The following is a 20,621-nucleotide window of genomic DNA, read 5'->3' as shown; positions in this document are numbered from 1 at the left end:
AGGTGAAAACCAGCCCGTCATGCGACCTCGGGGGGATATCAGGGTGCCCCCGATCCCACGAGATTACGCCTGGTCTCCAAGCGGGGACCAGGCGTGCAGCGGTCGGAGGCGGTCAGGCCGCGTAGATCACGTCGCGGCCGCGGTCGCCCGGGCGGGGCTTGCGGGTGGCACGGAGTGTCGCCTTGAGCGGCGTGTCCTGCCGGACCGAGACGGAGACGTCGCCCTCCGCGTGCACCTGGCGGATCGGGTGCTCGTCGGCCGGCGCCTTCGCGTCGTCCTGCACGGGCACGAGCACGCCCTGCATCTGCTCGGCGAGCGCCATCGTGTCGGCGACCTCGCGCAGCACCTCGGAGAGCTGAGCGCCGAGCGCGTCGCAGATCGCGGCCAGCAGCTCGCTGGACGCTTCTTTCTGCCCTCGCTCGATCTCGGAGAGGTATCCCAGGCTCATGTTGGCCGCGGTCGACACCTCGCGCAGGGTCCGGTGCTGTCCCTGTCGGCGCGCACGAAGTGCATCACCGATCACCCGGCGTAGCAGGACCATCGCACCTCCTCCTGCGAGGGCCGCCGGCAAGCGCCGGAGGCTTCCCGCAACCGTACCCGTTGGTCGTGGGTACTGACATCTCACCCCGCCGCCGAATCGGCGGGCCCACCCCGGAGGGTGCACGGCGAAGACCCCAGTCTACGGAGCGCCGCGAGGGCTTTTCGGCCCGCGCGGACAACCACCCGCGAAAAACCGGAACCCCCGGCACACAAAGATCATTCCCGGGTACGAGCAGCGTGTGACGCTGGAGACCCGAGCCGCCCGCCCGCCCGGCCGGCCCCGGCCGCATCCGGGCGCACGCGTCGCGAACCGCCCAGCTCACGCGTGGGATCGTCACGGAAGGTGCGCGTGCGTTCGCTACAAGCGTGATCCCTTGACGCCGGGCGCTCGCTATGCGGTGGCGGCCGGGAGCACGCTCACCCGCAGCCGGTCGGCCAGCAGCCGCAGCACTTCGGTGACGGTGGTCACCCGGATCACCACCCGGCCGCCGCTCAGGTCGAGCCGCCGCACCTCGGTGCCGCCCGGCCCGGCAACCGCCACGTAGACCAGCCCGACCGGCTTGCCGTCCTGCGGCTCCGGCCCGGCCACGCCGGTGGTGGCCAGCCCCCAGTCCGCGCCGCACCGCTCCCGCACGCCCTCGGCCAGCGCGGCCGCCACGTCCGGGTCGACCGGGCCGCGCTCGGCCAGCAGCGGCGCGGACACACCGGCCAGCGTCGCCTTCAGCTCGGTCGCGTAGACCACCACGCCGCCGCGGAACGCGGAGCTGGCGCCGGGCACGTCCACCAGCGTCGACGCGACCAGCCCGCCGGTGAGCGACTCGGCCGACGCGACGGTCTGGCCGGCCTTGGTCAGCGCCGCGACCACGGTCGCGGCGACGGACGAACCCTCAGGCACCCAGATCTCCCTCCCGGACGACGCCGCGCGGCCGGACCGGCCGGCGGGCGGCGAGGCGTAGCCGGACCGCCTGGCGCACGTAGTCGACACCGGTGATCACGGTGACCGCGACGGCCGTCCACATGACCCACGCCGCGATCGTATCGAGCCAGGCCGGGAGCGGGCAGAGATACAGCGCGATCGCCAGCGTCTGCAGCGCGGTCTTCACCTTGCCGCCCCGGCTGGCCGCGATCACGCCGTACCGGATCACCCACAGCCGCAGCAGCGTGATGCCCCACTCGCGGACCAGTATCACCGCGGTGGCCCACCAGGGCAGCAGGCCGTAGAGCGAGAACAGCACCAGGGCGGCGCCGGTGAGTGCCTTGTCCGCGATCGGGTCCGCGACCTTGCCGAGCCGGGTGACGTAACCGAACCGCCGCGCCACCCAGCCGTCGACGAAGTCGGTCAGCGACGCGACCAGGAACACCACGGCCGCGAGCACCTGCAGGAACGACTCGTCGAACCCGGACCAGACCACCAGCACCACGAAGACCGGCACCAGGATGAGCCGGACCAGGGTCAGGATGTTGGCCGGGTTGTGGATCGGCGCCTCGGGGGTGTCCGTGGCGGCTTGCGTCGGGTCACCCGACGGCGTCACCGGGCGGCCGCCGCTGAGATCATCTCGGTCGGTACGGCCACCAGGTCCACGCCCTCGGTGCCGGTCACGGTCGCGCGCACGAAGTCGCCGGGCCGCAGCGCCGCGAGGTCCACCCCCGCGTCGCCGGCCACCAGCATGGTCGAGCCGTCGACCTCCGGCGCCTGGTGGTGGGCGCGGCCCTCCACCTCGCCGTCCTCGACCGAGTCGACCAGCACCTCGACCGTGCTGCCGATCCGCTCCTCGGCGCGCTGGTTGACCAGCTCGTCGACGAGCGCGACGACCTCGTCGTACCGCTTCTTGATGGTGCTCTTCCGGACCTTGCCGGGCAGGCCGGCGGCCTCGGTGCCGTCCTCGTCGCTGTAGTCGAACACGCCGACCGCGTCCAGCCGGGCTTCGGACAGGAAGCGGATCAGCTCGTCCACGTCCGCCCGGGTCTCGCCGGGGAAGCCGACGATGAAGTTGCTGCGCGCGCCGGCCTCCGGCGAGAGCTGCCGCGCGGACGCGAGCAGGTCGAGGAAGCGGTCGGTGGAGCCGAACCGGCGCATGCGGCGCAGCAGCGGCTCGCTGGAGTGCTGGAACGACAGGTCGAAGTAGGGCGCGACGCCCGGCGTGTTCGCGATCGCCTCGACCAGGCCGGGCCGGGTCTCCGCGGGCTGCAGGTAGCTGGCCCGGACCCGGACGATGCCGGTGATCGCGGCCAGCTGCGGCAGCAGCTTCTCCAGCAGGCGCGGGTCGCCCAGGTCCTTGCCGTACGACGTCGAGTTCTCGCTGACCAGGACCAGCTCGCGGACGCCGGTGCCGGCCAGCCACTCCGCCTCGGCCAGCAGCTCGTCCGGTTTACGGGAGACGAACGCGCCGCGAAACGCCGGGATCGCGCAGAACGCGCACTTGCGGTCGCAGCCACTGGCCAGCTTCAGCGAGGCGACCGGCCCGTTCTCCAGCCGGCGGCGCAGCACCGGGCGCAGGTGCGCGGGCGTGGCCGCGTCGACCACCGCGTGACCGGGGACGACGACGGTGGTGTCGCGCCGGGCCACCGGCGTGATCGGCAGCAGCTCGCGGCGGTCCCGCGGCGTGTGCGCGTCCAGCTTCTCGCCGTTGAGCACCGCGTTCAGCCGGGCGGAGATGTCCGGGTAGTCGTCGAAGCCGAGCACCGCGGACGCCTCGGGCAGGCTCTGTGCCAGCTCCTTGCCGTACCGCTCGGACATGCAGCCGGCGGCGACGACCTTGGCGCCGGTCTCGTGCGCGGCGAGCAGGGTGTCGATCGAGTCCTGTTTCGCCTTCTCCACGAAGCCGCAGGTGTTGACCAGGACGACGTCCGCGTTCTCCGCGTCCGTGCCGACCTGCCAGCCCTCCGCGTCGAGACGGGCGGCCAGCTCCTCGGAGTCGACCTCGTTACGGGCGCAGCCCAGGGTGAGCATGGCGACGCGCCGGCTGGGAGAAGAAGGTGTTACAGACACCACCCGAGGGTACCGGCATGTCGGCCGATACCTCGAAGTCGCCCGGTGAGGTGGGCCACCGACGGGTGGCCGGCGGGCGATCGGCGTTGCTACCGTCGCTGACGTGACGCCCGCAGCACCGCGGCCGTCCCGGACGAGTGCGGTCGTACCCGGTCTTGCAAAGACGGCCGCTGGAGTGGTGACTCGTCATGGCTTGGCTGGTTCTCGTCGTCTCCGGTCTGCTCGAGACGGTCTGGGCGATCGCGCTGGAGAAGAGCGACGGTTTCTCCCGCTGGCTCCCCACCACGATCTTCGGCGTCGCGCTGGTGCTCAGCATGGCCGGTCTCGGCTACGCGCTACGCACGATCCCGGTCGGCACCGGGTACGCGGTCTGGGTCGGGATCGGCGCGGTCGGCACCGCGATCGTCGGCATGACGGTGCTGGGTGAGTCCGCCTCGCTGCCCCGCGTCCTCTGTCTGATGCTGGTCATCTGCGGCGTCGCGGGGCTCAAGTTCTTCCACTAACACCAACGCACGTTGGTCATACGATGGCGCGATGCACGATGACGCTGATCTGACCGCCGTGTCCGCGCTGGCCGACGGCGTGCGGCACGCCGCCTACCGCGAGGTGATCGCGGCGGGCGGTGCGCCGGTCGGCCGCGACGAGGTGGCGGCGGCGCTCGGCGTCGGCCGCACGCTCGCGGCCCACCACCTGGACAAACTCGTGGACGCAGGGCTACTGGAGGTCACCTACGCACGCCGTTCCGGCCGCTCCGGTCCGGGCGCGGGCCGACCGGCGAAGCTCTACCGTGCGGCCTCGGCCGAGCACGAGGTGAGCGTGCCGCCGCGCGCCTACCGCACGGCGGCCGAACTGCTGGCCGAGGCGGTCGAGCGGACCGGCGCGGACCTGGCGCTGTTCGACGCGGCCCGCGCACACGGCCGCGCCGCACCGGCGTCGTCCACGTCCGCGGCCGAGGTGCTGACGGCGCACGGCTACCTGCCGCACGAGGAGGGCGGGCGGATCGAGCTGCGCAACTGCCCGTTCCACCGGCTGGCCGCGCAGTTCCCGCCGCTGATCTGTGGCATGAACCTGGCGATGGTGCAGGGGCTGCTGGACGGCCACGGGCTGGACGCGACCTGGGACGCGCGGATGGACGCGGCGCCGGGCCGCTGCTGCGTCACGCTCACGAGCTCTAAAAACAAAACTGATTGACTTTAGATGCCGCCGGGTGATGGGCTACACCCCATGACCGGTTATCACCTCGCCCACTTCAACGCCGCCCGCCTCCGCGCGCCACTGGACGACCCGGCCACCGCCGGGTTCGTGGCGGGCCTCGACCCGATCAACGCGCTGGCCGACCGCTCCCCCGGCTTCGTCTGGCGGCTGGCCGAGGGACCGGCCGGCGACGCCACCACGGTCCGGCCGACCGAGCCGGACGTGATCGTCACGCTGTCCGTGTGGGAGTCGCTGGAGGCGCTGCGGGCGTTCACGTACCACAGCGAGCACCTCGACTACCTGCGGCAACGGCGCGACTGGTTCGTCCCGCTCGGCTACCGCGCGTCGATGGTGCTGTGGTGGGTCCCGGCCGGCACGATCCCGTCGCCGGAGGAGGGCGTCGCCCGGCTCCGCCTGCTCGGCGCGAACGGCCCGGGGCCGGACGCGTTCACGTTCCGTTCGCCGTTCCCGGCCCCCGAGGCGGCTAGGGACGCAGCGCGGCCAGCGCCTCTTCCAGCTCGTCCGGCTTGATCAGCACGTCCCGGGCCTTGGAGCCCTCGGACGGGCCGACGATGCCGCGCGACTCCATCAGGTCCATCAGGCGGCCGGCCTTGGCGAAGCCGACGCGCAGCTTCCGCTGCAGCATCGAGGTGGAGCCGAACTGACTGGTCACCACCAGCTCGATCGCCTGGAGCAGCAGGTCGAGGTCGTCGCCGACCTCCTCGTCGATCTGCTTCCGCGGGTCCGGCACCGCCTCGGTGACGTTCTGCTGGAACTCCGGCTCGCGCTGGTCCTTGCAGAACTTCACCACCGCGGCGATCTCCGCCTCGGTGATCCACGCGCCCTGGATGCGGGTCGGCTTCGACGCGCCCATCGGCAGGAACAGGCCGTCGCCGCGGCCGAGCAGCTTCTCCGCGCCGGGCTGGTCCAGGATGACCCGGGAGTCGGCCAGCGACGAGGTGGCGAACGCGAGCCGGGACGGCACGTTCGCCTTGATCAGGCCGGTCACCACGTCCACCGACGGGCGCTGGGTGGCCAGCACCAGGTGGATGCCGGCCGCGCGGGCCAGCTGGGTGATGCGCACGATCGAGTCCTCGACGTCGCGCGGCGCCACCATCATCAGGTCGGCCAGCTCGTCCACGATCACCAGCAGATAGGGGTACGGCTTGAGCTCCCGCTCCACGCCGGGCGGCGCTGTGATCTCGCCGTTGCGCACCTTGCGGTTGAAGTCGTCGATGTGCCGCACGCCGTTCGCCGCGAGGTCGTCGTAGCGCATGTCCATCTCGCCGACGACCCACTCCAGCGCGGTCGCCGCCTTCTTCGGGTCGGTGACGATCGGCGTGACCAGGTGCGGGATGCCCTCGTAAGAAGTCATCTCCACGCGCTTCGGGTCGATCAGCAGCAGACGCACCTCGTCCGGCGTGGCCCTGGTCAGAATCGACACCAGCAGCGAGTTCAGGCAGGACGACTTGCCCGCGCCGGTCGCGCCCGCGATCAGGATGTGCGGCATCTTCGCGAGGTTCGCCACCACGAACCCGCCCTCGATGTCCTTGCCCAGCGCGGCCAGCATCGGGTGATCGTTCGACGTGGCGTTGTAGGAGCGCAGCACGTCGCCGAGCGCCACGTTCTCCGGGTCGGTGTTCGGGATCTCCACGCCGACCGCGGACTTCCCCGGGATCGGGCTGAGGATGCGCACGTCCGCGGACTTCACGGCGTACGCGATGTTGCGGGACAGCTGGGTGATCCGCTCGACCTTGACGCCGCGGCCCAGCTCCACCGCGTACCGCGTGACGGTCGGGCCCCGGGTGAAGCCGGTGACCTGCGCGTCCACGCCGAACTGGTCGAACACGCCCTCCAGCGCCGCGGTGATCTCCTCGTTGGCCTTGCTGGCCTTCTTCGCGGCCGCGCCGGCCTTGAGCAGCTCCGGCGGTGGCAGCTTGTAGTCGCCCTCGATCGCGGTGATGGCCAGCTGCTCCGCGCGCGTCGGCGGCGCGGGCGAGTGCTCCGGCGGGACCATCCTGCCGGACGCCTTCTTCAGCTTGGTGATCTTCGGCAGCGCGACCGTGTCGTGCATGTCGTCGAGCAGCTCGTCGAAGCCGTCGTCCGGGACCGGCGGTGGCGGCGGCGCGTCCATCGGCTCGTCGGCCGCGGCGTCCACGTGCGAGGCGGCCTTGCGGCGGGCGGCGCGGCGGCGGGCCGGTCGCGGCGGCTCCTCCTCCTCCTCGGCCTCGTCGTCGTCCAGGACCTCGTCGTCGTCGAGGTCGTGGCGCCCGCGGCCACCGGCCGGCCGGCCACCGGCGAACGCCTCGAACAGGTCGCCGAGCCGCTCCGGGATCTTGTTGATCGGCGTGGCCGTCACCACCAGGACGCCGAAGAGCAGAAGCAACACCAGCAGCGGTACGGCGACCCACGGCGTCACGGCCGCGACCAGCAGGCCACCCACGCCGTAGCCGATCAGGCCACCGGCGTAGTCCAGCTGCTGGTCGCTGACCGGGCGCTGGGCCACGTGCAGCAGCGCGTCCGCGGCCACCAGCACCGCGGTCCAGCCGACCAGGCCACTGCCCCGGTGCTCCGGATCGGACGGCTCGCGCATCAGCCGGACCGCGCCGTAGAAGAGCAGCAACGGGATCGCTATCGAGACCGCGCCGAAGAACAGCCGGATCGAGTCCGCCAGCCACGCGCCGACCGGACCGGCCGACTCGAACCAGACCGCGACCGCGATCAGGATCGCCAGGCCGAACATGAGCAGGCCGGTGCCGTCCCGGCGGTGTGCCGGGTCCAGATCGCGGGCGCTGGCCGCGCCGCGCCCGACCTGCCGCACGCTCCAGCCGAGGCCGCTGGCGACCAGCATCCACAGTGCGCCGAGCCCACCGGCCGCGATCAGCAGCGGGTTGACGCCGCCGCGCTTGGCCCGGGCACGCGGCGCGGGCCGCCGGGCGGCCGGCTTCCGGGCCGCGGGCGTGCGGGCGCGGGACGACGCCGGGGTCCGCGAGGAGGATGTGCCCGTCCGCGCCGCCGGCGTGGTCCGCCGCTTCGCCGGAGAGGTACGACCTGCCATGAGGTCACGGTAACGGCGCCGCGCCGGTCCGGCTGGCCTATTCGCCGCGTGTCACTCGCGACGAGATCTCACTCTCACCGATATGTCGCGGCTTGCCCCGAAATGCTCGCTCGCTGCTGCGCCCGCCGGCGCCGCCACCGCATCACGAACCCGGTCCAGGAGACAACGACGACGACCCCCAGCACGATCCGGGCCGTCCACAGGTGATCCTCCGGGTAGATCACCCCGGTCAGGTAGCGGTCGATGAACCCGGCATCCGGGACGGACTGACCGGCGCCCGCCCGCGCCCAGCGCTCCAGAGTGGTCAGCGGGCAGGTCAGCGACGCCGCGACCACGGTCACTCCCCACGCCGCCGTGATCAGGTGCAGCCAGATCGTCCGCGGCCACCACCACGCGAGATAACCCCCCACCGCAAGGTACGCCAGGAAGCCCGCGTGCAGCACCAGAGCGACCACGACCAGCGCCTCATAGCCCACGCCGCCACGGTAGCGCCTCACCCCACCTCGGCACGCGCACCGTGACCGAGGCATCACCGGCGGGTTCCGCGGAAAAGGAGAAATCGGCGCGAGGCGGCTGACCCGTTGACCGCCTCGCGCCGACGCCTGTGCGGTGACCGCTAGTTCACCGCGAACTGGAGACCGAAGTCGCCGGTGCCGGAGGCGGAGGCGACCCGGTAGCGGTAGTTGCCGGCTGCGCCCTCGAACGTGAGCGTCTCGGTGCCGGAGCCGGTGGCCGCGCGGGCGACGGTCACCCAGCGGCCGCCGTTCACCTGCTGCTGCAGGTAGAGGTCGAAGTCCGCACCCGCGGGCGCGGTCAGGCAGGCCGCATGCGTGCCGGCCGGGGCCCGGAAGCGCACCGCGTCGCGGCGCTGACCGGGCCGGGTGATGGTGCCCTCGCGCCGCACGCCGCCCTCGGCCGCGCAGTCGGCCTCCGCCGGAGGCTCGGTGGCGGGAGGCTCGGTGGCGGGAGGCTCGGTGGCCGGCGGCGTGCCGGCGTCGCCCGTGGTGACCAGCGTCAGGTTGTTCCGCTCCAGGATCTCGGCGACCGGCTGGAAGAACGTGACGCCGCCGCGGGTGCAGTCACCGGAACCGCCGGACGTGACGCCCTGCGCCTGGTCGCCGGCGATGAACGCGCCGCCGGAGTCGCCGGGTTCGGCGCAGACGCTGGTCCGGGTGAGGCCGGTGACCGTGCCCTCGGCGTAGTTGACCGTGGCGTTCAGCGCCTGGACCTCGCCGCAGTGCAGGCCGGTGGTGGAGCCGGAGCGGCAGACGGACGCGCCGACCGGCGCGACCTCGGCGCCCGCGACCGGCAGCACGCCGCCGTTGTAGTCGTTGACCGACGCGGTCGGCGTCCAGTCCGCGTTCGTCCGCACCACCGCGAAGTCGTCCTGCGGGAACGAGGAGACCGCGAACTCGCCCTGCGGCGCGTTGTTGACGCCGCGGGTGTCCGCACCGGCCTGACCGCAGTGACCGGCCGTGACGAAGCCGCCGGTCACCGCGAAGCCGATCGAGCAGCGCGCGTTGCCGAGCGTGTACGCGTCGCCGCCGACGATGTCGAAGAGCGGCTTCGGCGCCTCCTGGCTGGCCTCCACCCGTACCGTCGCCGGATCCACACCGCTGGCCTCGGCGAACTCCGCCGCGGCCGCCTCCGCGTCCGGGACGTCCGTGCGGGCCAGCACGACCACGGTGTTGGCGGCCGCGTCGACGTACCAGCCGGGGATGGACTCGGCGGCCTCGTCCGCGTTCGTGTCCAGCGTGGCCTTGACCTGCTCCAACGCGGCCGAGCTGTGCGGCACGATCTTCGGCTCGGCGCCGGCCGCCCGGATGTCGTCGGCCAGCGCCTGGTCGGTCACCGCGATGGTGAGCGTGTCCGCGGCGTCGTTCAGCCAGGCACCGGCCCAGGCGGCACCGGCTTCGGCCTTGACGGTGCGCACCGCCGCGGCGGCCTCGCGCTCGGCGGCGAGCCGGTCGGTGGCCTGCTCGGTGGTCAGGCCGAAGTCGCGGGAGAGCGCGGCGAGCACCTCGGGCCCGGCGAGCGGGCGCTCGGCGGCGGCGCCGTCCGGCCGTTCCCGGCCGCCGGTGCCGGCGAACGCGGGGAAGGTCAGCGCGACTGCGGCGCCCGCGGTAACGATGACGGCAGCCGTGGTGAGTGCTCGTCGTCGGTTCATCCGTCTTCTCCTTACCTGACTCCCCCGCCGGGACGCCGCGACGACGTCAGGCGGGGGTACGGGGGTGGCGTCAGAAATGGATTAACGGATCGATCGTGGGGAAAGTCACCGGCCTTTCGTTGAACCGTGCGGGCCCGAAACGCGTACCACGGACGCTTGATCCCGGTCAGCAGAACGGTGGATCTTTTCGAGGAGCGCGCGCCACGCCTCCGCCGAGAAGATCAGCACCGGACCGGCCGGATCCACACTGCTCCGGACTCTCGCTCCGGAATTCCCACGCGCGACCTCCACGCAGGAACTGGTGTCGCATCGAGTGCTCCGCCGCCAGGTCATGTGGGCCATGTCAACGCTCGCCATGTCGGCCTCCTCCAATCAGAGAACTCAATGTAGTGAATTGCTTACTGAACGCGAAAGGGTGCGGCCGCATCATGCGACCGCACCCTTTCGCCGGGATTCCCCGTCAGACCATATTCTTTAGCTTGAGCATATCGAGAAACGCATGCCATTCGGCGGCGGAAAAACGCAGGACCGGCCCGGACGGATTCTTCCCGTCGCGCAGACCGACCACACCTTGCGATAGATCAGCGACCTCGACACACGATGCGGTGTCGCAATAGGTGCTTTTGTGCCATTGTGCAGCTGATTCCATATGGACCCCTCCGTGGAATTTCCACTCGGCCACTAGGCAGAGTGCCGCTGCCTGTCTAGCAGGGTCCGGAGCCTCAGCACACAACTTTCAATCAAACGAGCCGACACGTCGGGCGGGAAGCTCGCCTCCCACGCCTGTTCGAAGATCTCCCGGTACCGGTGGATCGTGGCCAGCGAGTGATGCATCGAGTCGCCCCAGCCCTCCTCCTGATAGAGGAAGACGTCCTCCTCGTCCGGCAGCTCGAGGATGGTGAACGAGCCCAGCATCACCAGCTTGACCGCGTCGGAGAAGGGCACGAAACGTACCGTGACGCGTTCTTGCCGAATCCTCTCCAGAAGGTATTCGAGCTGCTCCGCGAAGACCTCGGCGCCACCGACCTCACGATGCAGCACGGACTCGTCCAGGATCAGCAGGTATTTCGGCGGGTCCGGCACCTCGAACAGGCTCTCGCCGCGGCGGGTGCGAAGTTCGACGCGTACCTTCATGTCCGCATGCGGAATGTCACCGGCCCAGAAATGCTGGATCCAGCTCGCATAGGCACGCGTCTGCAGGACGCCCGGAATGAGCGTCGCCTGGAACACCCGGATCGCGGTCGCCTCGGACTCGAACTGCAGCAGTTGCAGCATCGCCGGGCTCAGGTGCTCGCGGTACTCGGCCGTGGTCCACCAGCGCTGCCGGCGGGACGCCTTCGCGTCCTCGATCAGCTGGGCGACCCGCCGCGGATCGACGACGCCGAGCAACGCGAGCGCGGCGCGCAGGTCCGTGGGGGAGATGCTGACGTCGCCGCTCTCGATCCGCTGGACCTTGGAGAGCGACCACTCCAACGCGTCCGCCACCTGCTGCTGTGTCAGCTTGCGGCGCTGGCGCGCGTGGCGCAGCGCCAGCCGGACCCGGCGGCGGGCGACGGCGGGTGGGTCCTGGGCGGTCATCGGGACCGCCGAGCGGCGCCCCCACCGGCCGACACCGGACGTGTCTGCCGTATGGCCGGTAGGGACACCGCAGTCTGCACCGGCTCAGCTCTCGCCGGTCAGGCGCGCGCGGGCCGGCGCGCACCGGCGCGGCGAGCGGGCCGGAGAGCCTCGGCCGACCGCGCGCGGCAGCCGGCAACGCGGACGGATGCGCAGGCAGGCGCCGCCGAGAGCGGCGGCGGAGACGACGGCGACGGCGACGGCCGTGGGCGCACCGGTCGCGAGACGCAGCAGCACGGGCATGGCGACAGCTCCCCCCGAATCGGCACCCGGGCCCGTGCGGGCGCCGGGTGCCGATCGTTCCCCCCAGTGTGGTTCCCCCCACTGAGGTCGAGTCAAGCAGTAACGGCCCGTGATCGCCATAGGTCTATCTGCGGTATAGCGGATAGCGGGAAAGCAGTCGGCCGGTGCGGAAACCCCCGCACCGGCCGTCGATCAGACCTCGACCACGTTGGGGACGATCATGGGGCGGCGGCGGTACGCCTCGTTCACCCAGCGGCCGACGATGCGGCGCACGATCTGTTGCAACTGGTGCGGGTCGGTGATGCCGTCGTTCGCGGCCCGATTCAGGCCGTCCGTGATCAGCGGCAGCACCGGGTTGAACGCCTGCGGGTCCTCGGAGAAGCCCTTCGCCGAGATCGCCGGGCCGCCGACCACCTTGCCGGTGACGGAGTCGACCACCACGGTGGCGGCGATGAAGCCGCCGTCCCCGAGGATTTTGCGCTCGGTCAGCAGCGACTCGCCGACGTCGCCGACCGCGAGGCCGTCGACGTAGACGTAGCGGTTACCGGCGTGGCCGACCACGCGGGCCCGGCCGCCGACGAGATCCACGATGTCGCCGTCCTCGGCCAGCACCACGTGCTCCGGCTTGATGCCGGACTCGATGCCGAGCCGGCCGTGCGCGCGCAGGTGCCGCCACTCGCCGTGCACCGGCATCAGGTTCCGCGGCTTGACCACGTTGAGCAGGTAGAGCAGCTCACCGGCCGGCGAGTGGCCGGAGACGTGGACGCGCGCGACCTCCTTGTGGATCACGGTCGCGCCGGCCCGGGACAGCCGGTTGATCACCCGGTAGACCGAGGTCTCGTTGCCCGGGACCAGCGAGCTGGCCAGCACCACGGTGTCCCCGGGCGTGATCGTGACGTGCCGGTGGTCGCCGGTGGCCATCCGGCCGAGCGCGCTCATCGGCTCGCCCTGCGAACCGGTCGACATCAGCACGATCTCGTCCGGCGGCAGGTTCATCGCCTCGTCCATGCCGACGACCAGCCGGTCCGGGATGTGCAGCAGGCCGAGGTCGCGGGCGATCCCCATGTTGCGCACCATCGAGCGGCCGATGAACGCGACCTTACGGCCGTGCTCGTGCGCGGAGTCCAGCACCTGCTGCACGCGGTGCACGTGCGAGGCGAAGCTGGCCACGATGATCCGGCCGGTCGCCTTGGCGAAGATCGAGTCGATGACCGGGCCGATCTCCCGCTCCGGGGAGACGAAGCCCGGGATCTCCGCGTTCGTCGAGTCGGAGAGCAGCAGGTCGACGCCCTCGGCGCCGAGCCGCGCGAACCCGGCCAGGTCGGTGATCCGCCCGTCCAGCGGCAGCTGGTCCATCTTGAAGTCGCCGGTGTGCAGCACGGTGCCGGCCGGCGTCTTGATCGCGACCGCGAGCGCGTCCGGGATCGAGTGGTTGACCGCGAAGAACTCGCACTCGAACGGCCCGAGCTTCTCGCTCCGGCCCTCCTTGACGGTCAGCGTGTACGGGTCGATCCGCCGCTCGGCCAGCTTCGCCTCGACCAGGGCCAGCGTGAACTGGGACCCGACGAGCGGGATGTCCTTCTTGTGGGCGAGCAGGTACGGCACGGCGCCGATGTGGTCCTCGTGCCCGTGGGTGAGCACGATCGCCTGCACGTCGGCGAGCCGGTCCAGGATCGGGGAGAAGTCCGGCAGGATCAGGTCGACGCCGGGCTGGTCCACGTCGGGGAAGAGCACCCCGCAGTCGACTATGAGCAGTTTTCCGTCGTACTCGAAGACGGTCATGTTCCGGCCGATGGCGCCCAGCCCACCCAGCGGAATCACCCGGAGGGCGCCCTTGGCCAGCGGCGGAACGTGCACGGCGGTCTGTTCCGTGGTCACACCCCCACCACCCGGTGCCGGGCGCCCGGTGCGGTCGTACGTAGCGTCATGCAATCACCTCGGTGCGTCAATAATCATGCCGCCAACTCCACGCCGGCGGCCAGGCAATCGGCGCGCAGCTGCGCCGTCTCGTCCTCGGTGGCATCCACCAACGGCGATCGCACCGGCCCGGCCGGCAGGCCCTGGGCGTTGAGCCCGGCCTTGACCAGGATGGTGCCCGCGGTGCGGAAGATGCCCGTGTAGATCGGCAGCAGCTGCCGGTGCAGGCGGAGCGCCCCGGCCACGTCGCCGCGCTCGAACGCCGTGATGAGCTCCAGCGTCTGCGCGCCGACGAAGTGGGTGGACGTGCCGACCACGCCGGCCGCGCCGATCGACAGCCAGGGCAGCGTCGCGGCGTCCTCACCGCTGTAGTACGCCAGGTCCGTCCGGGCCAGCACCTCGGACGTCGCGGCCAGGTCACCCTTCGCGTCCTTCACGGCCACGATGTTCGGGTGCTCGGCGACCCGGAGCAGCGTCTCGGTCGCGATCGGTATGCCCGCCCGGTGCGGGATGTCGTAGAGCATCACCGGCAGGCCGGTCGCGTCCGCAACGGTGCTGAAGTGCCGGGCGACGCCGGACTGCGGCGGGCGGTTGTAGTACGGCGTGACGACCAGCAGACCGTTCGCCCCGGCCTTCTCGGCGGCGCGGGCCAGCTCCACGGTGTGCGCGGTGTCGTTCGTGCCGACCCCGGCGATGATCTGCGCCCGGTCGCCGACCGCCTCGCGGACGACGCGGATCAGCGTCTCCTTCTCCGCCTCGGTGGTGGTCGGCGACTCGCCGCCGGTGCCGCTGAGCACCAGGGCGTCGTTGCGCTGCACATCGACCAGGTGCGCCGCGAGCGTCTGCGCGCCGTCCGCGTCGAGCGAGCCGTCCGGGCGGAACGGCGTCACCATGGCCGTGATAACTCGTCCGAAGGGCCGCCGGGCGGCGCCGTGGTCGTGCGTCATGCACACAACCTAGCGGACGGCCGCTGAGCGGCCCGAAGGCCTCTTCGCCTCCCGCTCGGGGCCGGCCGTCTTTTTTCAACCCTCAAGGGTACGGCGAGGGGCTTCTTTCGTCCGGCCGCCGCCCCGGCGTGATGCTTTGTCGCCGGAGCGGCCCGGACGGTGCGAAAAAACTTTCTGCTCAGGACCGCTCGGCGTGCGGGCTGTGCGCGATCTCGGTGCCGTCCGGCAGCGTGCTGATCGTGAAGTCACCGAACACGTTCGGCGCCTTCTCGGTCAGCTGGCGCAGGCACTCGACGGCCAGCTCGCGGATCTCCACGTCGGCCGCCTCGGTGGCGCGCAGCGCGATGAAGTGCCGCCACGCGCGGTAGTTGCCGGTCACCACGATGCGGGTCTCGGTCGCGTTCGGCAGGATCGCGCGGGCGGCCTGGCGGGCCTGCTTGCGGCGCAGCGTCGGGCTCTCCACGTCGGCGAACTTGGCCTCCAGGCCCTCCAGCAGCTCGGTGTACGCCGCGAGGCTCGCGTCCGCCGCCTTGGCGAACATGGCGTGCAGCTCCGGGTCGCCCGCGATCACGTCCGGCTCGACGAACGCCGCGTCGCGCTCCGGCACGTACCGCTGGGAGAGCTGCGAGTAGGAGAAGTGCCGGTGCCGGATCAGCTCGTGCGTCAGCGACCGGGAGATGCCGGAGAAGTAGAAGCTGACCGAGCCGTGCTCCAGCACGCTGAAGTGCCCGGTCTCCAGGATGTGCTCCAGGTAGCCCGCGTTCGTGGCGGTCTTCGGGTTCGGCTTCTTCCACGACTGGTAGCAGGCGCGGCCCGCGAACTCGGCGAGCGCCTGCCCGCCCTCGGCGTCCGTCGACCACGCCACGCCCTCCGGCGCCTGGAACTGCGTCCACGCGATCAACTGCACCTGCTGCGGCACGATCTCCGCCATGCGACCCCCTCGATTGCAAAAACCCGCGCAGTCTACCCGAAGGTCAAACGAAGAACCAGGTGAAGGGTTCCCACGGGAGGTTTCGGACCACCGAGAAGATGCCCCAGGCAGCCAGGAACCAGATCAGCGACCGGGAGGACGGCTCCCAGCTGGGAAGGCGCCAGCCGAACAGGGCCTTGCCGGCCCAGGCGAGGTAGAGGTAGGCGACGAACGGGGTGGCGAACAGCAGCACCGCGTGGTGGCGGGCGGCGTTCGCGATGTCGCCGTGCATCATGAACCAGACCGCGCGGGTACCGCCGCAGCCGGGGCAGTCGAAGCCGGTCAGGTACTTCACGATGCAGGTCGGCGTCGCGTTCGCGTCGGCGGCGGCCGGGTCGGCCCAGAGCACGTAACCGGCGGCGGCGGAGACACAGCCGAACACGGCGAGCGGTGCCAGCCAGCGCGGGGTGCGCGCGTGGACCCGGGTGACGAGCCGGGTGAGCCGGTCCGGCTGAGGTGGCACGTATCCCGGTGGATAGACCGGATACGACGGATATGTTCCGTCAGGACCGGGGCGATATATCGGATAAGTTCCCTCGACGTTCGGCTGGTACGCCGGATAGGCCGCGTCCGTGGCCGGCTGCTGGGGCGGGTGTGTTCCGCCCGGCGCGGTCTGCGCGGCCACGCCGGTGCCGTCGGCCGGGTGCGGCGACGCGGTGTCCACGGACCTCGAATCCGCCTGCGACGGCTCGCCGCTCATGCCCTGTCTCCCGTCTCGCCGAATCCGCCTCCCAACCTACCCCCGCCCCGCGACCCCGACGACGCCACCGGGCGCCGCCGGACCCGGCCGGCCGCCCGAGCCAGCCGGCTCGACGGTAAGCGGCCGGCACGGCCGATACCGTCGGGCTGCCGGACGCAGGCCGTCGCCGGAGACGGCCACCCCGCCGATCGCCGGAGGCAGCGACACCGGCCGGCCGCCGAAGGCAGCCGCACCTGACCGGCAGCCGGAGACAGCCGGCACCACCGACCGCGGCAGACCGCCGACCCGGCCGGCCGCAGGAAGCAGCCGCACCTGACCGGCGGCCGCACCTGACCGGCAGCCGGAGACAACTGGCACCACCGACCGCGGCAGGCCGCCGGACCTCATCGGCAGCCGGCACGGCCGGGGCGGGGTGCGGTGGCCTGCGCCGGCCGTCAAGGACCGGCGGCGGACGCTACCGGCTCGGCGTCGGGTGTGGTGGCCAGGGCGGAGGCGAGCGCGGGTGCCAGGTCGCCGCGCTCCGGTGGTGCGACCGACGTCAGGCCCAGCCAGGCGGCGAGGCGGCGCAGTTCGGCCGCGAGCGCGTGTGCGGTCTCCGGCTCGGCCGCGTGTGGCTCGCGCCAGGCCGCGGGCACGCGGAGCACGCCGGCCCGGCGGTCGGCCTTCAGGTCGACGCGGGCGGCGAACCGGTCGCCGTGCAGGAACGGCAGCACGTAGTAGCCGTAGAGGCGCTGCGCCGCGGGCACGTAGATCTCGATCCGGTAGGTGAAGCCGAACAGCCGTTCGGCTCGGGCCCGCTCCCAGACCATCGGGTCGAACGGGCTGACCAGCGTGCTGGCCCGCACCCGGCGCGGCAGTCGCGCGTCCGCGTGCAGGTAGGCCGGCTTGCTCCAGCCCTCGACCCGGACCGGGCGGAGCGTGCCGGCCTCGGCCAGCTCCGCGATCGCGCGGCGGGCGCCGGCGACCGGGAGGCGGAAGTAGTCGCGCAGTTCGGGTTCCGCGGCGACGCCGAGCGCACGGGCGGAGATCTCGACCAGCCGGCGGTGCGCGTCCTCGACCGGGGGTGTCGGCGCGTCGATCACCGCGGCGGGCAGCACGCGCTCGGGCAGGTCGTAGAGGCGGGCGAAGGCGGAGTTGCGGCCGGCCGAGGTGACCTCGCCGGACCAGAACAGCCACTCCAGCGCGCGCTTGACGACCGACCAGTTCCACCCCCAGTTGCCGGTCTCGCGCGGCGCGTCGTGCTCGATCTCGGCCGCGGTCAGCGGGCCGCGGGCACGCACCTCGTCGAGCACCCAGGAGACGAGGCCGGGCTGTTCCTGCGCGATGCGCCGCATGCCGCCCCAGGCGGACGTGTGCGCCTCCGCCATCCGCCAGCGCAGCGCGGGCTGCAGCTCGACCGGGATCAGCGACGCCTCGTGCCCCCAGTACTCGAACAGGGTGCGCGGGCGCCGGGCGGACGCGCGGTCCAGCAGGTCCGTCGGGTACGGCCCGAGCCGGCTGTACATCGGCAGGTAGTGCGCGCGCTGCAGCACGTTGACGGAGTCGATCTGCAGCAGGCCGACCCGGCCCAGCACGCGCCGCAGGTGCCGTGCCGTGACCGCCCCGGCCGGCGCGGGGTCGGTGAAGCCCTGTGCGGCCAGCGTGACGCGCCGGGCCTGGGCGAGCGAGAGATCGTCCATCGGCCGCACGCTACCCGGACCCTCCGACAGTTCTCAGGCCACCAGGGACGGGCGGGCTTCCTCCGTACCCTCGGACAGATCTTGATCCTCGGGGTGGTCCGCGCGGGCGATCGGGATCGCCAGCAGCAGCACGATGCTGACCCACAGGTAGGCGCTGCCGCCGAGGAAGCCGCCGAGGCCCCCGGTGCGGTACGTCCACACCCAGACCAGCCGGCTGCACAGGATCGCCCAGCTCAGGAACGCGATGGACAGCATGATCTTCTTGCGCCGGCCGGCCGACCGGAACCCGTCACCCGCGATCAGGAACAGCGCGGGCAGCAGCCAGACCAGGTGGTGCACCCAGGTCACCGGGCTGATCAGGCAGCCCAGCACCGCGGTCAACGCCAGGCCGGCGCGCTCGTCACCGGCCTGGATCGCTAGCCGGCAGCGCCAGCCCCAGAAGATCAGCGTGGCCACCACCAGCAGCGCCCAGAGCGGCTTGACGTCGTCGCCGAAGAGCCGCGCGACCACGCCCTGCAGCGACTGGTTGGAGATGAAGCCGAGGTCGCCGACCCGGTCGGTGTTCCACAGCGCGGACGTCCAGAACTCGCGGGACGCGTCCGGTGCGATCACGGCGGCGACCAGCGTCACGAACGCGGCCGTGCCGGACGCGGTGATCGCGGCCCGCCAGCGGCCGGTGACCAGCAGATAGATGATGAACACGCCGGGCGTCAGCTTGATCGCGGTGGCCAGGCCGATGCCGACGCCGCCGAACGGGCTCTTCCGCGCGACTGCGAACAGCACGTCCGCCGCCACCACGAACAGCAGCAGCATGTTGACCTGGCCGAAGTTGACCGTCTCGCGCATCGGCTCGTACGCGGCGACCAGGCAGGCCGCGATCGCGAACGCCAGCCACGGCGTCCAGCCCTGGCGCTGCGCGATCGGCCGGATCAGCCACCAGACCAGCACCGCGGTGACCACCACGGTCGCGATCACGCTGATCGTCATCGCGGCGCCCCAGGGCACCCAGGCCATCGGCAGCATCACGAACGCGGCGAACGGCGGGTACGTGAACCCGTACAGCGTGTTGGGGTTCAGATAGTCGTAGAGCATGCCGCCGTCGTTGGCCCAGTAGTTCAGCGCTCCCCAATAGACCTTCAGGTCGAAGAACCCGTGCCGCGCGGACGTGACCAGGTCGAAGACGGCGACGGCGACGGCGAACAGCACCACGCCGGCGACCCGCCAGAGCGTCCGCATCGGAAGTGTCCCCCAGAGATCGAGTGTGTACACGTACTCTTGCCAACCATGGCACTCGGGTACGTTCGCCCGGCCGGCTCGCAGGACGCCGGTGACATCGCGCGAATCCAGCTCACGACCTGGCGGGTCGCGTATCGCCGGTTGCTGCCCAAGCAGGTGCTCGACTCGGTCGACGTCACCTGGCTGACGGAGCGCTGGCGGGAGTCCATCGAGGCCCCACCGACACCCCGGCACCGGGTTCTGGTCGCCGTTGAGCAGGCCGAACAATCGTATCTGGTGGGCTTCGCCGCGGCAGGTCCGGCCGATGAGCAGGCACTCGCGCCCGGCGAGGAGCCGGGCGCGCTCGGGCCGGACGTCGCGGCCGTCACCGATCTGCTGGTCGAGCCGCGCTGGGGCCGGCGTGGCCACGGCAGCCGGTTGCTGTCGGCCGCCGTGGACCTGTGGCGGGAGGACATGTTCGGCACCGCGATCGCCTGGGCGTACGACGCGGACGCGGCGACCCGGAAGTTCCTCGGCTCGGCCGGCTGGGAGCCGGACGGTGCCTCCCGCGCGCTCGACGTCGACGACCTGCTCATCCCCCAGCTCCGCCTGCACGTCTCATTGGCGGACGCACCGCTCTAGGCCTAGAGCAGCGGGGCGAGCCCGACGGTCAGGCCGGGGCGGGTCAGCACCTCGCGGGTGGCCAGCAGCACGCCCGGCATGAAGGACGCCCGGTCCAGCGAGTCGTGCCGGATGGTCAGCGTCTCGCCGAGCGCGCCGAACAGCACCTCCTGGTGCGCGATCAGCCCGGTGGCCCGGACCGCGTGCACACGCACGCCCTCCACGTCCGCGCCGCGCGCGCCCGGGATCTCGTCCGCGGTCGCGTCCGGCATGGTGGCCAGGCCGGCCTCGGCGCGCGCGGCCGCGATCAGCCGCGCGGTGTGCGTGGCGGTGCCGCTCGGCGCGTCCAGCTTGCGTGGGTGGTGCTGCTCGATGATCTCGACGGACTCGAAGTAACGGGCCGCCTTCGCCGCGAACTCCATCATCAGCACCGCGCCGATGCCGAAGTTCGGCGCGACGACCACGCCGACGCCCGGCTTCTCCGCCAGCCACGCGCGCACCTGCCCGAACTTCTCCTCGGTGAAGCCGCTGGTGCCGACGACCGCATGGATGCCCCGGCCGATCGCCCAGCGCAGGTTCTCCATCACGGCGCCGGGCGTGGTGAAGTCCACGATCACCCGCGCGGCGGCCGCCTTGTCCAGCGGCTCGCCGGCGTCGACCGTGGCCGTCAGCTCCATGTCGGGGGCGGCGCCGACCGCCTTGCACACCTCGGTGCCCATCCGGCCGGCGGCGCCGAGGACTGCGACTGGGATAGTCTCGCTCAC

Annotated in this window: 22 protein-coding genes and 1 riboswitch; of the genes, 4 read left to right on the top strand and 18 right to left on the bottom strand. The window is 71.9% G+C overall.

Features of this window, described 5'->3' with window-relative positions:
- Nucleotides 1-112: 112 nt before the first annotated feature.
- The 4 genes from J2S42_RS29285 to rimO form a co-directional block, all read right to left on the bottom strand.
- Nucleotides 113-541 carry a helix-turn-helix domain-containing protein gene (locus J2S42_RS29285; RefSeq protein WP_307244230.1) on the bottom strand — a complete coding sequence of 143 codons (429 nt, stop codon included), beginning with the start codon at nucleotides 539-541 and terminating at the stop codon, nucleotides 113-115.
- Nucleotides 542-931: 390 nt separating this feature from the next.
- Nucleotides 932-1,435: a CinA family protein gene (locus J2S42_RS29280; protein WP_307244228.1), complete on the bottom strand. Its 504-nt coding sequence runs from the start codon at nucleotides 1,433-1,435 to the stop codon at nucleotides 932-934.
- Nucleotides 1,428-2,072 carry a CDP-diacylglycerol--glycerol-3-phosphate 3-phosphatidyltransferase gene (pgsA, locus tag J2S42_RS29275; protein WP_307244226.1) on the bottom strand — a complete coding sequence of 215 codons (645 nt, stop codon included), beginning with the start codon at nucleotides 2,070-2,072 and terminating at the stop codon, nucleotides 1,428-1,430. Before pgsA ends, J2S42_RS29280 begins: the two co-directional genes overlap by 8 nt.
- Entirely contained in the window at nucleotides 2,069-3,532 is a 1,464-nt protein-coding gene (gene rimO, locus J2S42_RS29270) for a 30S ribosomal protein S12 methylthiotransferase RimO (RefSeq protein ID WP_307244224.1), read from the bottom strand. Before rimO ends, pgsA begins: the two co-directional genes overlap by 4 nt.
- A gap of 100 nt (nucleotides 3,533-3,632) precedes the next feature.
- Nucleotides 3,633-3,702, top strand: a riboswitch (guanidine-III (ykkC-III) riboswitch).
- 15 nt (nucleotides 3,703-3,717) lie between these two features.
- On the opposite strand from rimO, the gene J2S42_RS29265 reads away from it, so the two are divergent.
- From J2S42_RS29265 to J2S42_RS29255, 3 genes are read left to right on the top strand one after another with little or no spacing between them, the layout of a single operon-like run.
- On the top strand, nucleotides 3,718-4,032 hold the full coding sequence (locus J2S42_RS29265) for a DMT family transporter (RefSeq protein WP_307244222.1): 315 nt from the start codon (nucleotides 3,718-3,720) through the stop codon (nucleotides 4,030-4,032).
- Between the two features lie 31 nt (nucleotides 4,033-4,063).
- Entirely contained in the window at nucleotides 4,064-4,720 is a 657-nt protein-coding gene (locus J2S42_RS29260; RefSeq protein WP_307244220.1) for a helix-turn-helix transcriptional regulator, read from the top strand.
- Between the two features lie 33 nt (nucleotides 4,721-4,753).
- Nucleotides 4,754-5,254: a DUF3291 domain-containing protein gene (locus J2S42_RS29255; RefSeq protein WP_307244218.1), complete on the top strand. Its 501-nt coding sequence runs from the start codon at nucleotides 4,754-4,756 to the stop codon at nucleotides 5,252-5,254.
- On the opposite strand, the gene J2S42_RS29250 is transcribed toward J2S42_RS29255, so the two are convergent.
- The 13 genes from J2S42_RS29250 to J2S42_RS29190 all read right to left on the bottom strand — a co-directional run bounded on the left by J2S42_RS29250 (nucleotide 5,208) and on the right by J2S42_RS29190 (nucleotide 19,257).
- Complete coding sequence (locus tag J2S42_RS29250; RefSeq protein ID WP_307244216.1) at nucleotides 5,208-7,781, bottom strand: FtsK/SpoIIIE family DNA translocase; 2,574 nt, start codon at nucleotides 7,779-7,781, stop codon at nucleotides 5,208-5,210. The genes J2S42_RS29255 and J2S42_RS29250 overlap by 47 nt on opposite strands.
- A gap of 74 nt (nucleotides 7,782-7,855) precedes the next feature.
- Nucleotides 7,856-8,257, bottom strand: coding sequence for a DUF2784 domain-containing protein (locus J2S42_RS29245; RefSeq protein ID WP_307244214.1), 402 nt, complete (start codon nucleotides 8,255-8,257; stop codon nucleotides 7,856-7,858).
- A gap of 140 nt (nucleotides 8,258-8,397) precedes the next feature.
- Nucleotides 8,398-9,948, bottom strand: a complete 1,551-nt coding sequence (locus J2S42_RS29240; RefSeq protein ID WP_307244213.1) for a S1 family peptidase — start codon at nucleotides 9,946-9,948, stop codon at nucleotides 8,398-8,400.
- A 105-nt stretch (nucleotides 9,949-10,053) separates the two neighbouring features.
- Nucleotides 10,054-10,281, bottom strand: coding sequence for a DUF397 domain-containing protein (locus tag J2S42_RS29235; protein WP_307249101.1), 228 nt, complete (start codon nucleotides 10,279-10,281; stop codon nucleotides 10,054-10,056).
- Nucleotides 10,282-10,408: 127 nt separating this feature from the next.
- Nucleotides 10,409-10,597, bottom strand: a complete 189-nt coding sequence (locus tag J2S42_RS29230; RefSeq protein ID WP_307244212.1) for a DUF397 domain-containing protein — start codon at nucleotides 10,595-10,597, stop codon at nucleotides 10,409-10,411.
- A gap of 32 nt (nucleotides 10,598-10,629) precedes the next feature.
- Entirely contained in the window at nucleotides 10,630-11,526 is an 897-nt protein-coding gene (locus J2S42_RS29225) for a helix-turn-helix domain-containing protein (protein WP_307244210.1), read from the bottom strand.
- Between the two features lie 84 nt (nucleotides 11,527-11,610).
- Nucleotides 11,611-11,808, bottom strand: coding sequence for a hypothetical protein (locus J2S42_RS29220; protein WP_307244209.1), 198 nt, complete (start codon nucleotides 11,806-11,808; stop codon nucleotides 11,611-11,613).
- A 192-nt stretch (nucleotides 11,809-12,000) separates the two neighbouring features.
- Nucleotides 12,001-13,686, bottom strand: coding sequence for a ribonuclease J (locus J2S42_RS29215; RefSeq protein ID WP_307244207.1), 1,686 nt, complete (start codon nucleotides 13,684-13,686; stop codon nucleotides 12,001-12,003).
- Between the two features lie 74 nt (nucleotides 13,687-13,760).
- Nucleotides 13,761-14,672 carry a 4-hydroxy-tetrahydrodipicolinate synthase gene (gene dapA, locus J2S42_RS29210; RefSeq protein ID WP_307244205.1) on the bottom strand — a complete coding sequence of 304 codons (912 nt, stop codon included), beginning with the start codon at nucleotides 14,670-14,672 and terminating at the stop codon, nucleotides 13,761-13,763.
- 178 nt (nucleotides 14,673-14,850) lie between these two features.
- Nucleotides 14,851-15,594 (bottom strand): FAD-dependent thymidylate synthase, encoded by a 744-nt coding sequence (thyX, locus tag J2S42_RS29205; protein WP_370879444.1) that lies wholly within the window; start codon nucleotides 15,592-15,594, stop codon nucleotides 14,851-14,853.
- A gap of 52 nt (nucleotides 15,595-15,646) precedes the next feature.
- Nucleotides 15,647-16,342 carry a DUF2752 domain-containing protein gene (locus J2S42_RS29200; RefSeq protein WP_307244200.1) on the bottom strand — a complete coding sequence of 232 codons (696 nt, stop codon included), beginning with the start codon at nucleotides 16,340-16,342 and terminating at the stop codon, nucleotides 15,647-15,649.
- Between the two features lie 434 nt (nucleotides 16,343-16,776).
- A complete protein-coding gene (locus J2S42_RS29195) occupies nucleotides 16,777-18,021 on the bottom strand; it encodes a winged helix-turn-helix domain-containing protein (RefSeq protein WP_307244198.1) in 1,245 nt (414 codons plus the stop codon).
- A gap of 33 nt (nucleotides 18,022-18,054) precedes the next feature.
- Nucleotides 18,055-19,257 carry a glycosyltransferase 87 family protein gene (locus J2S42_RS29190; RefSeq protein WP_307244196.1) on the bottom strand — a complete coding sequence of 401 codons (1,203 nt, stop codon included), beginning with the start codon at nucleotides 19,255-19,257 and terminating at the stop codon, nucleotides 18,055-18,057.
- A 48-nt stretch (nucleotides 19,258-19,305) separates the two neighbouring features.
- Here J2S42_RS29190 and J2S42_RS29185 point away from each other — a divergent pair, with 48 nt between their 5' ends.
- A complete protein-coding gene (locus J2S42_RS29185) occupies nucleotides 19,306-19,878 on the top strand; it encodes a GNAT family N-acetyltransferase (RefSeq protein WP_307244194.1) in 573 nt (190 codons plus the stop codon).
- Nucleotides 19,879-19,880: 2 nt separating this feature from the next.
- On the opposite strand, the gene dapB is transcribed toward J2S42_RS29185, so the two are convergent.
- On the bottom strand, nucleotides 19,881-20,621 hold the full coding sequence (gene dapB, locus J2S42_RS29180; protein WP_307244192.1) for a 4-hydroxy-tetrahydrodipicolinate reductase: 741 nt from the start codon (nucleotides 20,619-20,621) through the stop codon (nucleotides 19,881-19,883).

Source organism: Catenuloplanes indicus (genome assembly GCF_030813715.1).
In the GTDB taxonomy this organism is placed as follows: domain Bacteria; phylum Actinomycetota; class Actinomycetes; order Mycobacteriales; family Micromonosporaceae; genus Catenuloplanes; species Catenuloplanes indicus.
Note: the sequence above shows the minus strand (reverse complement) of the source record. Positions and strands in the feature narration are given on the sequence as shown.

Bases quoted from the DNA above. Each gene is read 5' to 3' on its own strand.
- J2S42_RS29285 (WP_307244230.1), bottom strand. From the start codon at position 541: ATGGTCCTGCTACGCCGGGTGATCGGTGATGCACTTCGTGCGCGCCGA.
- J2S42_RS29265 (WP_307244222.1), top strand. From the start codon at position 3,718: ATGGCTTGGCTGGTTCTCGTCGTCTCCGGTCTGCTCGAGACGGTCTGG.
- J2S42_RS29260 (WP_307244220.1), top strand. From the start codon at position 4,064: ATGCACGATGACGCTGATCTGACCGCCGTGTCCGCGCTGGCCGACGGC.
- J2S42_RS29255 (WP_307244218.1), top strand. From the start codon at position 4,754: ATGACCGGTTATCACCTCGCCCACTTCAACGCCGCCCGCCTCCGCGCG.
- J2S42_RS29250 (WP_307244216.1), bottom strand. From the start codon at position 7,781: ATGGCAGGTCGTACCTCTCCGGCGAAGCGGCGGACCACGCCGGCGGCG.
- J2S42_RS29240 (WP_307244213.1), bottom strand. From the start codon at position 9,948: ATGAACCGACGACGAGCACTCACCACGGCTGCCGTCATCGTTACCGCG.
- J2S42_RS29235 (WP_307249101.1), bottom strand. From the start codon at position 10,281: ATGACCTGGCGGCGGAGCACTCGATGCGACACCAGTTCCTGCGTGGAG.
- J2S42_RS29230 (WP_307244212.1), bottom strand. From the start codon at position 10,597: ATGGAATCAGCTGCACAATGGCACAAAAGCACCTATTGCGACACCGCA.
- J2S42_RS29225 (WP_307244210.1), bottom strand. From the start codon at position 11,526: ATGACCGCCCAGGACCCACCCGCCGTCGCCCGCCGCCGGGTCCGGCTG.
- J2S42_RS29220 (WP_307244209.1), bottom strand. From the start codon at position 11,808: ATGCCCGTGCTGCTGCGTCTCGCGACCGGTGCGCCCACGGCCGTCGCC.
- dapA (WP_307244205.1), bottom strand. From the start codon at position 14,672: ATGACGCACGACCACGGCGCCGCCCGGCGGCCCTTCGGACGAGTTATC.
- J2S42_RS29200 (WP_307244200.1), bottom strand. From the start codon at position 16,342: ATGAGCGGCGAGCCGTCGCAGGCGGATTCGAGGTCCGTGGACACCGCG.
- J2S42_RS29195 (WP_307244198.1), bottom strand. From the start codon at position 18,021: ATGGACGATCTCTCGCTCGCCCAGGCCCGGCGCGTCACGCTGGCCGCA.
- J2S42_RS29190 (WP_307244196.1), bottom strand. From the start codon at position 19,257: ATGCGGACGCTCTGGCGGGTCGCCGGCGTGGTGCTGTTCGCCGTCGCC.
- J2S42_RS29185 (WP_307244194.1), top strand. From the start codon at position 19,306: ATGGCACTCGGGTACGTTCGCCCGGCCGGCTCGCAGGACGCCGGTGAC.